This window comes from Enterococcus sp. DIV1368b (assembly GCF_050529595.1).
GTDB lineage: Bacteria > Bacillota > Bacilli > Lactobacillales > Enterococcaceae > Enterococcus_B > Enterococcus_B mundtii.
This window is the reverse complement of the sequence record NZ_CP172883.1, coordinates 1,004,720-1,018,816: the sequence shown is the minus strand read 5'-3', so window position 1 is coordinate 1,018,816 and position 14,097 is coordinate 1,004,720. Positions and strand designations below refer to the sequence as shown.

10 protein-coding genes are annotated in these 14,097 nt (G+C 39.4%); 2 read left to right on the top strand and 8 right to left on the bottom strand.

Going from position 1 to position 14,097, the window contains the following annotated elements; genetic code table 11:
- Positions 1-118: 118 nt before the first annotated feature.
- Positions 119-3,433, bottom strand: coding sequence for a DNA polymerase III subunit alpha (gene dnaE / locus IGJ19_RS04785; RefSeq protein ID WP_430604446.1), 3,315 nt, complete (start codon positions 3,431-3,433; stop codon positions 119-121).
- A 222-nt stretch (positions 3,434-3,655) separates the two neighbouring features.
- On the opposite strand from dnaE, the gene IGJ19_RS04780 reads away from it, so the two are divergent.
- Positions 3,656-3,850, top strand: a complete 195-nt coding sequence (locus IGJ19_RS04780; protein WP_430604445.1) for a YjzD family protein — start codon at positions 3,656-3,658, stop codon at positions 3,848-3,850.
- A gap of 45 nt (positions 3,851-3,895) precedes the next feature.
- Here IGJ19_RS04780 and IGJ19_RS04775 read toward each other — a convergent pair whose 3' ends face one another.
- Positions 3,896-5,092 carry a multidrug efflux MFS transporter gene (locus tag IGJ19_RS04775; RefSeq protein WP_010735844.1) on the bottom strand — a complete coding sequence of 399 codons (1,197 nt, stop codon included), beginning with the start codon at positions 5,090-5,092 and terminating at the stop codon, positions 3,896-3,898.
- Positions 5,093-5,243: 151 nt separating this feature from the next.
- Complete coding sequence (locus tag IGJ19_RS04770) at positions 5,244-6,680, bottom strand: NCS2 family permease (protein WP_071866067.1); 1,437 nt, start codon at positions 6,678-6,680, stop codon at positions 5,244-5,246.
- Positions 6,681-6,971: 291 nt separating this feature from the next.
- On the opposite strand from IGJ19_RS04770, the gene IGJ19_RS04765 reads away from it, so the two are divergent.
- The gene (locus IGJ19_RS04765; protein WP_010735846.1) at positions 6,972-7,781 is read left to right on the top strand and encodes a Cof-type HAD-IIB family hydrolase; all 810 of its coding nucleotides are present in this window, start codon (positions 6,972-6,974) and stop codon (positions 7,779-7,781) included.
- A gap of 154 nt (positions 7,782-7,935) precedes the next feature.
- On the opposite strand, the gene IGJ19_RS04760 is transcribed toward IGJ19_RS04765, so the two are convergent.
- The 5 genes from IGJ19_RS04760 to IGJ19_RS04740 all read right to left on the bottom strand — a co-directional run bounded on the left by IGJ19_RS04760 (position 7,936) and on the right by IGJ19_RS04740 (position 14,008).
- Entirely contained in the window at positions 7,936-10,092 is a 2,157-nt protein-coding gene (locus tag IGJ19_RS04760; protein WP_430604444.1) for a peptidoglycan D,D-transpeptidase FtsI family protein, read from the bottom strand.
- Positions 10,093-10,346: 254 nt separating this feature from the next.
- Positions 10,347-11,192 carry a MurR/RpiR family transcriptional regulator gene (locus IGJ19_RS04755; RefSeq protein ID WP_034688402.1) on the bottom strand — a complete coding sequence of 282 codons (846 nt, stop codon included), beginning with the start codon at positions 11,190-11,192 and terminating at the stop codon, positions 10,347-10,349.
- A 68-nt stretch (positions 11,193-11,260) separates the two neighbouring features.
- The gene (locus tag IGJ19_RS04750; RefSeq protein WP_254905400.1) at positions 11,261-11,410 is read right to left on the bottom strand and encodes a hypothetical protein; all 150 of its coding nucleotides are present in this window, start codon (positions 11,408-11,410) and stop codon (positions 11,261-11,263) included.
- A gap of 158 nt (positions 11,411-11,568) precedes the next feature.
- A complete protein-coding gene (thrS, locus tag IGJ19_RS04745) occupies positions 11,569-13,503 on the bottom strand; it encodes a threonine--tRNA ligase (RefSeq protein WP_347081612.1) in 1,935 nt (644 codons plus the stop codon).
- Between the two features lie 325 nt (positions 13,504-13,828).
- Entirely contained in the window at positions 13,829-14,008 is a 180-nt protein-coding gene (locus IGJ19_RS04740) for a 2-hydroxymuconate tautomerase (protein ID WP_002287649.1), read from the bottom strand.
- Between the last annotated feature and the right edge of the window lie 89 nt (positions 14,009-14,097).

Sequence of the window (14,097 nt, the reverse complement as noted above, 5' to 3'; positions counted from 1 at the left end):
TTATAACCTTCTTTGTATTAACCACGACTAACATTCTAACATTATTTTGCTCACTTGTCTTGATTTCCTGATAAAAAAATGAAAAAAAATGAAAGCAAATAGTATCTTTTACCGTAAGTTATTTGAAAACAACATTTTCTTCATTTAAAAGGTAAGCTAATTGCTTCTTGAGACTGTCTGAACCATCGAGCCAAAAGGCTTCAGATAACACAACTTTTCGTTGGTCTTTTTCATGATACATGACAACAGGAATATATCCTGGGAATTTTTTGAACAAATCTTGCAGTTGCTTCATCGTATCTGGTTGATCTGCCTCTTCCCTGATTCTCAAATAACACGTTTGTTCTGGATACTGCTGTTGCAATTCTTCTGGATCAGCGACTACTTCTGCAATCAGCTGCAATTCTTGATTGTATTTACTGATTTCTGAACGACCTTGCACGAAAATCACTTGATTTTCTTTGAATAATGGACGCGCTTGTCGATACAGCTCTGGAAAAACGGTAATGGCTATTTCTCCACTACTATCTGTCCCGCTGACAAAAGCCATCAACGCTCCTTTTTTCGTACGGATCTCTCTTACCTCTTTGACCATCACTAAAACATTTGTGGCTTGTTTAGGTACGATTTCTGTGACTAAATGGACTTTTTTTGCTAATTTAAGTCGCTCATACCCTTCCGTTGGATGACCAGATAAATAGACACCTAAATGCTCTTCTTCTAATTGAAGCTTCTCTTCGAAGCTATAATCTGCGACTTCTTCCTCTTTTAAAGCCATGATATCTAAAAGGTCTAAACTACCACCACTATATAAGATGTTTTGGATCTTACCTTCCAGATCCAACATCAACTGTCTGCGGTTTCCTACTAATTCATCAAAAACACCTGATGCAACTAATGTTTGTAGCAACTCCAATTTGAGCCAACGTTTATTGATACGAATTAGAAACTGATCAACAGAACGGAATGGACCATCTTCTTTTCGTTCACGAATGATCTCCTCAACAAAATCTCGACGAACACCTTTGATTGCTGTCAATCCAAAACGGATGGTTTCTTTATCCGTCAGCTCAAAACCATAAAAACTTTGATTGATCGAAGGAGGGGTCAGCTTTATTTTATACTTTTTTGCCTCAGCAATATACTCTTTCAACTTTGCCGTGTTGTGACGGACGGAATTCATCAAACTCATAAAAAATGCACCAGGGTGATGAACTTTGAGATAGGCCATTTGAAAGCCAACAAAGGAGTAAGCAAACGCATGGGAGCGATTGAACCCATAGTTAGCAAAGCGTTCGATATATTCGTACACTTCATTGGCCTTTTCCTTACTGTACCCTTGTTGGTTGGCACCTTGAACAAAATGATCTCTTTCTTGATCAATCACGTCTTTTTTCTTTTTACTGATTGCTCGCCTCAAAATATCCGCTTGTCCAAGAGAAAATCCAGCCATGGTTGAAGCAATCTGCATAATTTGTTCCTGATACACAATGACGCCATACGTATTTTTCAAAATCGGTTGCAGTGAATCGTCGGGATAATGGATTCTTTCCTTCCCTTTCTTACGAGCGATAAATGTATCGATATTTTGCATTGGTCCAGGACGATACAAGGCGTTGACAGCGGCAATGTCTTCAATGTTTTCTGGTCCTAATCTCCGCAGGACATTCCGAATCCCTGCAGATTCGAATTGAAAGACCCCTGTTGTTTCGCCACGTTGGAAAAGCTGTAAAGTTTTAGGATCATCTAATGGAATTTCTTTGAGCTCGATATCTTTGTTTTCGACACGTTTGATTGCTTTCACTGTGTAATCGATGATAGACAGATTTCTTAATCCAAGAAAATCCATTTTTAACAACCCAATAGCTTCGACATCATTCATTGTATACTGAGTCAAATATGCTTCATCTGATCCTTTTTGTAAAGGAACTAACTCTAGTAGATTCTTATCACTTAAAACGACACCAGCTGCATGAGTAGAAACGTGTCTTGGCAAACCTTCAAGTATTTTTGCAGTATGGAACAACAATTGATTTTTTTCACTCGCTTGTACTAATTCAACCAGCTTGTTAGAAGTTCGATAAGCCTCATTCAACGTCATTTTCAATTGATTAGGAATCGCTTTAGACCAACGATTTGCTTCGCTTTGTGAAAGGCCAAAGACACGTGCCACGTCTCTTAGCACCATTTTAGCTGCCATGGTTCCAAACGTGGCGATTTGTGCCATATGGTATTGACCATATTTCTCACGAACATAAATCAGCACTTCTTCTCTGCGATTATCAGGAATGTCTAGATCGATATCTGGCATCGTGTATCGTTCTGGATTCAAAAAACGTTCAAATAGCAAGTCGTACTCCAATGGATCTACATCTGTGATCTCCAACACATAGGCGACTAATGACCCCGCAGCTGAACCACGGCCAGCACCAGTAACGATGTTGTTTTTATGAGCAAAAGCCATAACATCCCAAACGATCAAGAAATAATCATCAAATCCCATCTGGTGGATCACTGACAGTTCATAATCTAAGCGCTCTTGATAGGCTGCAGTGATCTTTTCCACACGCTTGCCTAATTGCTTCTGACAAAGTTCCTGTAAATACTCTCCTGCACCTCGATTTTCTGGTACCGGATAATGTGGTAGTAATTTCTGATGGAACTGAAATTCAAAAGTTACTGTTTTAGCTAATTGCTGCGCATGGTTCAACGCTTCTTCCAATCCTGCGTTTATGAATCTTTGTCGTAATTCTGCTTCGGGAAGTAAAAAACCTGTTGCTGAATCACGAGTCGTTTGTCGTACTTCATCAAAAGAGAGTTGCGTTCCTTCACGCAGATGTTTCATTGTTTCCAAAGAAAAAAGTTCCTCTTGGTGCAAACTAGCAATCGGATGTACTGCACAAAGTTGAAATTGATTTGCTCGTAAATAAGCGAGCCATTCTGGAGCTTCTAGGGGCGTTTCTTCTGTGACACCTACATAAAGATGAGAAGATGCTATTTTTTCTTGCAAGCTTTGCCAATGGCTATCAAATGATGCTGACACACCGTAGTCATCAGCAATCGATTTTTTGGTTGGTAAAACGACAAGCAAATGATCGAGTTCATCGATCTCGTGAAGCTCGATTTTTTCTCGGATCATTTTCTTGCTTGAGAGCTTGATCAATTGTTGGTAGCCGATTCTATCTTTTGCGTAGAGTAGTAACTCATAATGACGTTCTTGAAACTGGTAGGTCAAGTTCAGTCCAATAATTGGTTGTATTTTTTCATTCATACAGATGCGGTAAAATTCCGCTGCCCCAGATAGCACATCCTTATCTGTGATTGCTAATGTCTGATAGCCTAGTTTCTTTGCTTCTCGAACGTATTCGTTTATGCGAATCGTACTTTGCAACAAAGAATACGAGGTGATCGTATAAAGTTGTGGAAGAAACATTTTTACATACCACCTTTTCCATTCACTTTCTTTTTAGGGGAATATTCGTAACATTAACTCGTTATCTTGTATGACTAGTTACGTGTATTCGTCTTTCTTCATGCTTTTTCATCCGACGAACGATTTATACTTTTTATACTATCCACTGACGTTGAATGCCTGTTTCTCCCTTTACATTCAAAAAAAATCTGGTAAACTGAACTTAGAAAAGAGGTGTTTGATATGCGATATATCGTCACATTATTTTGGGCAGTCATTTTAGGTCAAGTGGTTGGCTATATCGGTGGTGCATTGTCTAGTAGCCCATATGATTTTACCATGACGACTATTATTTCATTGGTTGCAGGATTGATCGTCATTTTGATCAGCGCTGTTGCAACACCTAAAAAAGAATTTTCGTCCGCTTCACATTCATAAAAGCCGAACAGATTGGAGAAATACTCCAATCTGTTTTTTTCTTGATCATAGTTTTTGATGAAGTACTTTTCTAAAATTAAATAGTGATAAAAGAATATTCGTCAGAACAAAGAGACTAGTCACAATAAACACTGTACTGTAATTGTACGCATGAGCGACTGTCGAACCTAACATCGGTCCTAGTACTTGACCAAAGTTCGTAAACATTTGGTTATAGCTATATACTCGACTGACACCTTCTTCTGGTGTGATCTTGCTGATCAATGTATTGATCGATGGCATCAACGCACCTGTCGAAAAACCTAATATAAAACGTAAGATCCCTAATTGTAAGGGCGTAGTCACAAATGCCATTGGTAAGTAACAACAAAACGAAAGTACCAAACCTGCTAACAGCACCTTCTGATTTCCTATCTTATCCCCTAATTTCCCCAGTCTTGGAGAAGAAAATACTGCTGAAACACCTGATACTGAAACAATCAATCCACTTACAAATAAGATATTTGATGTGTCACCACTCAATTCCCGAATGTACAATGTCAAGATTGGACTGATCGTGGTGATCCCTAACTGTAAGATCAGAGTAGTAACAAATAAACCGACTAACACAGAAAAGTGATCCATTTTAGCAAAAACTTCTTTGGTACTGATCATATCTTTTTTCTCTACCGGTTGGAAATCTTCTTTTACCATGAAAATCGTTAAGATCGTGGTGATCAGTAATAACCCTCCAGTAATCAAAAAAACATTTTCCATTCCGAACCATTGCGCCAAAGCGCCTCCCATTGACGGACCAATCAGCGTCCCTGCCACTGCCCCAGTAGAAAGCGTGCCTAACGCCCAACCACTTTTCTCTTTAGGCGCTTGTGAAGCAATCATCGCTGTCGCATTAGGTATGTATCCAGATAAAATCCCATTAAAGAAACGCATGACTAAAAGCCAATAAGCATTTGGGACAAAAGCTAGTGATCCCATAGTGATCGTCATACCGGCTGCTGCCCGGATCATCATCATTTTTCGTCCTTTTCGATCGGCTAGATTTCCCCAAATAGGCGCAACGATCGCCGCAGCAAAGGCTGTTACTGAAATCGCTAATCCTGAAAATAATTCAATTTGATCCTTAGGTGTACCTAGTTGTTCGACGTAAACTGGAATGAACGGCATGACTAAACTGATACTTGAACCAGTAAAAAAGCAGCCTATCCAAGCTACGAATAAATTTTTTCTCCATTGAACCTTCATTTATCACCCTTCTTTCGTCTCTATTATCATACCTATTTTTGTACGTGTGTGCAACGTATGTGCCGGTATCGTTCGTTTTTGCAAAAGAGGAAGAATACCAAAAAAATAGAAGCAAAGAGTTAGCTTACTCTTTACCCCTATTTTTTGTCATTTAAATGATTGCTAAAATAACGAAGTTGAGGATGAATAAAATATCAACAACCCATAAAGCAAATGAAATCTCACTAGTTTTGCCTTTGACTACTTTCATGATCGTATAGAAGATAAATCCAGCAGCGATTCCGTATGAGATGCTGTAAGCTAATCCCATGAAGATCGAAGCAAAAAAGGCAGGTAATGCTTCTTCCATATCTAACCAATTGATATCAGCAAACGAAGCCATCATCATCACACCAACTAAGATCAATGCTGGTGCAGTCGCTTGTGCTGGTACAATAGCAATCAGTGGAGAGAATAAACTACTCAAAGCAAATAATGCAGCTACGACGACTGAAGTCAAACCTGTACGTCCACCAGCACCGATTCCAGCTGCCGATTCAACATAAGTCGTAGTATTCGATGTTCCAAAAATCGCACCGATCGATGTGGCGATTGCATCAGCAAACAACGCTTTATCCATTTTTGTTCTAAATCCTCGACCGTCTTCTAAAGCTTCTTCATCTTCTTTAGAGAAGATTCCTGTACGTCTACCGGTACCGATGAATGTTCCGATCGTATCAAATGTATCGGATAAACTAAATGCGATGATCGTCATCAGTACTTGTGGAATCTTAGAGCTATCACTAAATAATGATTGCATCCCTTCCGCACCGAATGCCGCACCAAAGGTTGTTCCCAGTTCATTGATCGAATTCCCCAAAGAATTTTGTTCCCAGTCGATCGCTCCTAGATCAACGACCCCCATCAAAATCCCGATGATCGTCGTTACAACGATCCCGATCAAGATCGCGCCACGGATATTTTTAACCACTAAAATCGCTGTCAATACTAGCCCGATGACTGCTAATAAGATTGGCGCATTATTGAAGTTTGCAAGTTCTGGAACGATGCCACCATTGATGGTCACGTTGGTTACTTGACCGTTGTCAACCACAGAGCTAGAAATCGCTGATTGATCTGCAGAAAAAGACAAAAAGCCAGCATTTTTGATCCCAACGTATGCAACAAAAATTCCGATACCACCGCCAATTGCATGTTGTAAACTCTCAGGAATGGCATGGATGATCATTTTCCGAATATTTGTTACTGTAATAAATACATTGATCAACCCACAAATAAAGACCATGGCTAATGCTTCTTGCCAAGAATAACCTAATCCAAAAACAACTGTAAACGTGAAGAAAGCATTCAAACCCATTCCAGGGGCTTGTGCATACGGCACATTAGCAAATAATCCCATAACTAAAGTACCGATGATCGAAGCAATGATCGTCGCTAAAAAGACTGCCTGAAATGGCATGCCAGCAGCTGACAAGATCGTCGGATTAACAAATAATATATAACTCATGGCAAAAAATGTCGTGACACCCGCCATTATTTCTGTTGGTACATTTGTATTATTTTTCTTTAGTTGGAAAAACTTTTCCATAAAAATTTCCACTCCCTGATTTTTTCTAACGGACTATATAATATGTAAAAATAAATCCAAATATAATTTTCCGTCGAACATTTATAAATTATATAGACATTTCATTCGTTTTTCAACATAAATCTTTATGAAATACCATTTTAATCTTTTAATGTTCGTGTTTAGGTTGATTTCGTTTCTTATTTTCTATTTTTGCTTCAAAGCAATTATTTTTCAGAAAGATCTGCACCTTGTTTATTCATTGAAATATGCTAGACTAAAACAAATCGTTGTTTGAAAGGAATGACAGCATTGAACAAAAAATTGATTGCGATCGACTTGGATGGAACAACGTTGAATCCTGAGTCGATCATTACTTCTAAAACCCAAGAAACATTGAGAAAAGCCATTGATGCTGGCCATCATGTCAGTATTGCAACAGGACGTCCTTATCGAATGAGTTATCAATATTATCAACAGTTAGAATTGACAACACCGATGGTCAACTTTAACGGTGCGCTTGTGCATATCCCAAACCAACAATGGGCTGGGGAGCAAGAAACATTGATCAATAAAGAGATTGTTTTTGAGATCTTAGCGCAAAAAAATCAATTGAATCTAGATTTTATTGCTGCGGAGAATCGCGACACTTTCTTTATCGATACTTTTGATTTTTTTGACGCAAAATTCTTTGCTTCACCAAATCCTAAACCAGAAAACCTACTGTCTCCACGAAATCTAACAACTAACCCTACGTCCTTATTGGTACGTACAGAAAAACAATATGCTGAACAAGTTTCTGCCGAACTAACACGTCAATTTGGGAAGCATGTCGATGTAAGGACTTGGGGTGGCCCAATGGCGATACTGGAGATTGTTTCAAAAGGGATCGAAAAAGCGAAAGGAATCCATCAAGTAGCGAATTATCTATCGATCGAACAAAAAGATGTGATTGCTTTTGGTGATGAACACAATGACTTAGAACTTCTTGAATATGCGGGCTGGGGTGTGGCAATGGCTAATGGGACTGAGCAACTAAAAGGCGTAGCCAACGATGTCACTGAGCAAACAAATGAAGAAGACGGTTTGGCGAATTACCTTGAAAAATTACTTTCATTATAAAAAATCCATCTGGGGCATTCGTCCTCTCGCACCACTTAAAACCAAATAAACAGAGGGAGCAGAAGTAAGCTCTTCGAAAATAAGGCGCCATCCACAAAATCTTTGTGGATGACGCCTTATTTCTTGAGGCTAAATACTTCTGCTCTGACCTCTGTTATCTGTTTGCCATGAACATATCGTAATAAGCATTCATGATCTCTTTGGCTATGACCGAATTCATATGGTCTTTTTCATCTAGCAGGTTTGGTAAGACAACACTTACCGCAATCTCAGGATTTTCTGTTGGTCCGTAGGCCACGATATTACTATTGACTGTTACGATATCGGGATGACCTTCAGCGACTGTTTCGGCTGTCCCTGTTTTAGCAGAAAGATCCATTTTTGCATCTGCTAATGATCGAGCAGTCGTGTAGTTATTTGTTCCATGGACTACTTGATGGAATCCTTCACGTAAAAGGGCCATCTCTTCAGGAGACACGTCTACTGTATTTTCGACAACTGGTTCCATCTCTTTTTTCACTTCACCTAAGTTACCATTCTCGTCGTTTCCGTAAATGCCTTTGACAATGCGTGGTTGGATTCTTTTTCCACCGTTCGCCACCGTTGCAGCATATTGCGCTAACTGGATCGGGGTATACGTATCGAACTGGCCAAATGCCAAGTCAGTAAAGTTTCCTGGTGTGAACCAGTCTTGTCCGTTGTCTGCATTGAATTTCTTCATGTATTCAACAGAGTGTGAGATCCCCGCAGACTCATTTGGTAAATCGATCCCTGTGACTGTTCCAAGTCCAACTTGTTTAAAGCCGTCACGCAATTGTTCATACGCTTGTGCCTCTTCACTTAGACTAGGTAAGCCCATATTTGGTACGTACTCTAACCCTAGCATCTTCAACGCTACTTTGATCATATAGGTATTTGATGAAAGCTCTAACGCTTGGACCACATCCAACGGTACAGATCCAGTACGATTGAAGACGGAACTTTTTTCTGAAGAGCCCTGTAATCGAATTGGTTCATCTACTAATACTTGATTACCGCTGATCACGCCACTTTGCCAACCGGCGGCTAACGTACCTGCCTTTACAACAGATCCTGGAACAAAGGCATTCGTGATCGTACCAAGGGCATTTTCAGTCAACTCTTTTGAGCCTTGCTCATGGCTGAAACCCGTCATCGCTAATACTTCACCCGTTTGAGGATTCATCGCGACTACATACGCACCTGGTGAGTATTGGGCTTTTCCATTATCGACTAATTTTTGATAATTGTTTCTAAGAATTTCTTCGACCTTCGCTTGGAACTCTGCATTGATCGATAACATCAAATTCGATCCTTTTTCTCCTGCATACAACTCTTTTTGTTGGATGACATTTCCATTGTTATCTAAAGTGATTTCATATTGAGTCTTTGTTCCTTGCAAGACATCTTCATATTGTTTTTCTAAATAGCTTTGGCCTACTCGGTCATTACGTGAGTAGCCTTTTGCCAAGAATTCTTCTACTTGATCGGCAGGTAAGCCTTGTTTTTCTGACGTTACGCTTCCTAGAATACTCTTGATGGAATCCGCCGCATTATACTGACGTACCCAGTCAGTTCCTGTTGAAACACCTGGCAGGTCTGATGCATGTTCTGCCACAATCGCCAATTCTTGATCTGTAACACCAGAATTTTTGATGAAAACTGTATTCAATTCATAAGCATTATTCATTCGTTTAAAAATCGTTGCTGCTTTCAATTGTTCCTCATTGAAATTGATTTCCTCATCTGTCACTTTATCTACAGTTGCTTGGTATTGTTCACTCGTGCTCAAGCTTTTTTCTTTTGCCGATAGGCGTTCAGTCGCAGCTTTCAAATGATCGGGGTCTGCTAACCAAAAATCCTTCTTATCACGTGTAGTCAAGTTTTCATCCACTGGCATATCGATCAACTGTGTCAAGGTATTTGCTGTTTTCAGCAAATCCTCCGCTGTCATATTTCTGCCTCTCGTGAATGTGATTGCTTGGTTGGCTTGATTTGTCACCAAAGCTTTCCCAGTGGCATCATAGATCATGCCTCGGGGTGAACTTACTTGTACCGTTAGAGACGAAGATGATTTGACTTTTGCTTCTAGTTCCTCACTGTTTACGATCTGCAAATAACCTAATCGAGCAATCAATGACACGAACAACGTAAATATAATGAAAAAAAGGAAATTTAAACGAAAGGGAACATGTGAACGTCGAAACGTTTTATTTTTTGGTTCTTGTGTTCCTTTTTTTATTCGATCTAACCAAGAATTATTTGTATTTTTTTTCATAAAACTTTTCATCATTCCTTCTTTTTCGCCTACTTATAGGCTCCATTGTACCTAAAAAAAACAAAATTAAAAAGTAAAATCCTGATCCGCAAGAAATTCTTTAATTCTCGACCCCAAAAAGACTAGTTTGTTTCACAAACAAGCAATGTGTCACACAAATGGATTCTAAAAAACTTTAAAAAATATGGTTATTTTTGAAAATAAAGTTTTCTTTTACTGTGAAACAATGGAAACAAATATGACATTGTGGAAAACTATCATCTGTTATTTCATTTTTGTTTGACATAATTTTTGATCACTTCTTTGGTTTGAGTGACTTTCTCCGTTAATTTTTCATTCTTTGCCATATAAAGATAAAAAATGATATCAATCGTTGCAAATTGAGCCAATAATGAGTTAGTTGCTGCACTTCGGTTCGTGATTTCTTTTGGTCTTGATGTCTGGACAACGACATCGGCCAATTTACTTAATCGGTTATTTCCAAATTGAGTCAATGCGATAACATCGATACCCATTTCTTTGGCTAACTGTCCGATCATCACCACTTCTTTGCTGTTTCCTGAGTTAGAGACAAGCCATAGGACTTTTTTGGTCTCATTACTCACTAATTGTGGCAATAAGACGTGGATGTCTTTTTCAAAAATGATTGGTTTTCCTACACGTGACCATTTTTGGAGGATATCCTCAACCACTAAAGAAGATGCGCCCACACCATATAGATAAACTGTTTGTGCTTCTTCCAGACGCTCAACGACACGTTGGATCATCTCTTCTTCTAAAATATCCACGGTTTCTTTGATCGCCACTTGCGCATTATTCCCTAATTTATGTTTGATCGAATAAAATGATTCATTTGGTTCAATATCACTGAATCCTTCCACGATACCTGCTTGTAGTTCGGTGGAAATAGTGATTTTAAAATCCGTTAAACTTTGAAAGCCAAGTTTTTTGGAGAAACGAACAACTGTGGGAGCGCTCAGGCCCGCCGCTTCTGCTAGCTCATTGGCTGTCATCGTTGGTATTTTTTCTACATGTGTTACGATATAATCTGCTAGTTTTCTTTCGGCAGAAGAATAGTCATTCATCATACTTTCAATGCGACTCACTACGCTCATCTCATACACATCCCTTTTTCTAAATGTCTATGTCATTATATCATACTCAAAGGCAAACAATTCTCATACTAAACAAGAAAATAGAGAATATCCTTTGCAATAGATTCCCACATACACACCAAGACATCTGCTAAGTCTGGGAGAACCGTTTCTCTATAATCTATCTTTTCTTCATACGACTGCTGAAACAGATGATGCGGTTGGATCGGTTGATACATTCTCTACGTTCCCCCTTATTTATCTAATACATTTTTTTAGCACGATCTAGCGTTTTGACGTGTGTAATAAGTGCCCCATAAAAAAACAGGAAGGAACAATTCTTTGTTGTCCTTCCTGTTTTTATTAAATTAGGCGTTGGTTCTCTTGCGAACTCGTCTTAACGGCTGTAATTATGAACCTCTTCTGCCATTGCATCGACAAAGATATTCAAGTCCTCTACAGCAGTTTCTTTACTACCATATCGGCGGATATTGACTGTTGCATCTGCCACTTCTTTATCCCCAACTACGATTTGGTATGGGATTTTTTGCGTTTGTGAGGCACGGATCTTATAGCCCATTTTTTCATTGCGATCGTCGACTTCTACACGTAAGCCTTTCATTTGTAGACGTTCTTTGATTTCATAAGCGTAATCTGAATGAGCATCAACTGAAACTGGGATGATCGTTGCTTGGATCGGTGCCAACCAAGTTGGGAATGCGCCTTTGTATACTTCTGTCAAGTATGCCACAAAGCGTTCCATTGTTGAAACGATGCCTCGGTGGATAACGACCGGGCGATGATTATTTTCGCCATCTTCTCCTACATAAGTTAAATCAAAGCGTTCTGGTAACAAGAAGTCTAATTGGATCGTTGATAATGTTTCTTCTGTTCCCAATGCTGTTTTAACTTGGACATCTAATTTTGGTCCATAGAAGGCTGCTTCTCCTTCCGCTTCGAAATAGTCAAGTTCCATTTCATCCATCGCAGCTTTTAACATGATCTGTGCTTTTTCCCACATGGCATCATCGTCAAAATATTTGTCTGTGTTGTTTGGATCACGGTAGCTTAAACGGAAGCGATAGTCTGTAATATTGAAATCAGCGTAAACTGCGACCATCAACTCCAACGTACGCTTGAATTCATCTTTGATTTGATCGGGACGAACAAATGTGTGTCCGTCATTCAATGTCATTTCACGTACACGTTGTAAACCAGACAACGCACCTGATTTTTCATAACGGTGCATCATACCAAGTTCTGCGATACGGATCGGTAACTCACGGTATGAATGGATCGTATTTTTGTAGACCATCATGTGATGTGGGCAGTTCATTGGGCGTAGCACGAGCATCTCGCCATCTCCCATATCCATTGGCGGGAACATGTCTTCTTGGTAATGATCCCAGTGTCCTGAAGTTTTGTATAACTCTACGTCACCCATGATCGGTGTATACACATGTTGATAGCCTAAACTGATTTCTTTGTCTACGATGTAACGTTCGATCGTACGACGGATTGTTGCACCTTTTGGTAACCAGAAAGGTAAACCAGAACCAACTTCAGGTGCTACCATGAATAATTCTAATTCTTTTCCTAATTTGCGATGGTCTCTTTCTTTAGCTTCTTCGCGCATTTGGATAAACTCTTTTAACGCCTTTTTATCAAAAAATGCTGTTCCATAAACACGTTGCATCATTTGGTTATTTGAATTTCCACGCCAGTAAGCTCCTGCTACAGATAATAATTTGAAGACTTGGATCCGACCAGTTGAAGGGACATGTGGGCCACGGCATAAGTCGATGAACTCTCCTTGTTGGTAAGCCGTGATTACTTCGTCTTCTGGTAATTCGCTGATCAGTTCCACTTTATAAGGGTCACTTGCAAAGATTTCTAATGCTTCTTGTTTTGATAACACACGACGTTCGATCGGCAAATTTTCTTTGACGATCGCCATCATTTCCGCTTCGATCGCTGGTAGGTCTTCGGCACTGACTTGGCTCTCACCGTTATCAGTATCGTAGTAAAATCCTGAATCGATTGCTGGTCCTACACCAAAGTGGATATTTGGATATAAACGGCGCATGGCTTGTGCCATCAAATGAGCACTTGAATGACGAATCAAAGCAAGTGCGTCTTCATGATCAGGTGTCACAATCTCGATTGAGCCATCCTCTTCGATCCCACGGTTCAAGTCGATCAGTTCGCCATTCACTTTTCCAGCTAAGGCTTTTTTGGCTAAACTTTTAGAAATACTTTCTGCAATTTCTGCAGTGGTGATCCCTGGCGCAAACTCTTTGACTGCACCATCAGGAAATGTCATTTTTATCATAGGGGTTCCTCCTTTAAATTTCCGTTTTTAGCTTCGCCACCAATAAAAAAAAGTCCTAGTATCTGTACAGATACTAGGACGAAAAATTCGTGGTTCCACCTAATTTTGAATACGACATGCGTATTCCTCAAGCGTGATAACGGTACGACCGCCTCTGTTTCAACAAAGGTTTCGAAAGTGGTCATCCTTTGGTTTTCTCCTGGAAAAGTTTCAGCCTAGCTTTTCCTCTCTTATCGAAGACTCTCAAATTCAGTTGTCTTTCTCATCAATCATCTATGTGTTTATTTAACCACTATTATTTCAAAAAATCAAGTCTCGAATTCACTTATTTTTTCCATTCACCATTGACACCATATGTGCCTTTTTTCATTTCGTTGATAATCACATGAATGTGTTCTTTTGGTGCTTGCGTATTTTTATGGACAGCCTCGGTGATATCTTTCATCATGTTCTCTAATTGTTCTGGGCTACGTCCTTCGACTAATTCTACGTGTACGAATGGCATATTCTCAACTTCCTTTCATGGTTTGCTCTTTTATTGATCAAGTGTTGCTTCTCTCTTTGCATCATACCGCAAAAAGATTTTGCTGAAAA

Bases quoted from the DNA above. Each gene is read 5' to 3' on its own strand.
- dnaE (WP_430604446.1), bottom strand. From the start codon at position 3,433: ATGTTTCTTCCACAACTTTATACGATCACCTCGTATTCTTTGTTGCAA.
- IGJ19_RS04780 (WP_430604445.1), top strand. From the start codon at position 3,656: ATGCGATATATCGTCACATTATTTTGGGCAGTCATTTTAGGTCAAGTG.
- IGJ19_RS04775 (WP_010735844.1), bottom strand. From the start codon at position 5,092: ATGAAGGTTCAATGGAGAAAAAATTTATTCGTAGCTTGGATAGGCTGC.
- IGJ19_RS04770 (WP_071866067.1), bottom strand. From the start codon at position 6,680: ATGGAAAAGTTTTTCCAACTAAAGAAAAATAATACAAATGTACCAACA.
- IGJ19_RS04760 (WP_430604444.1), bottom strand. From the start codon at position 10,092: ATGATGAAAAGTTTTATGAAAAAAAATACAAATAATTCTTGGTTAGAT.
- IGJ19_RS04755 (WP_034688402.1), bottom strand. From the start codon at position 11,192: ATGAGCGTAGTGAGTCGCATTGAAAGTATGATGAATGACTATTCTTCT.
- IGJ19_RS04750 (WP_254905400.1), bottom strand. From the start codon at position 11,410: ATGTATCAACCGATCCAACCGCATCATCTGTTTCAGCAGTCGTATGAA.
- thrS (WP_347081612.1), bottom strand. From the start codon at position 13,503: ATGATAAAAATGACATTTCCTGATGGTGCAGTCAAAGAGTTTGCGCCA.
- IGJ19_RS04740 (WP_002287649.1), bottom strand. From the start codon at position 14,008: ATGCCATTCGTACACGTAGAATTAGTCGAAGGACGTAGCCCAGAACAA.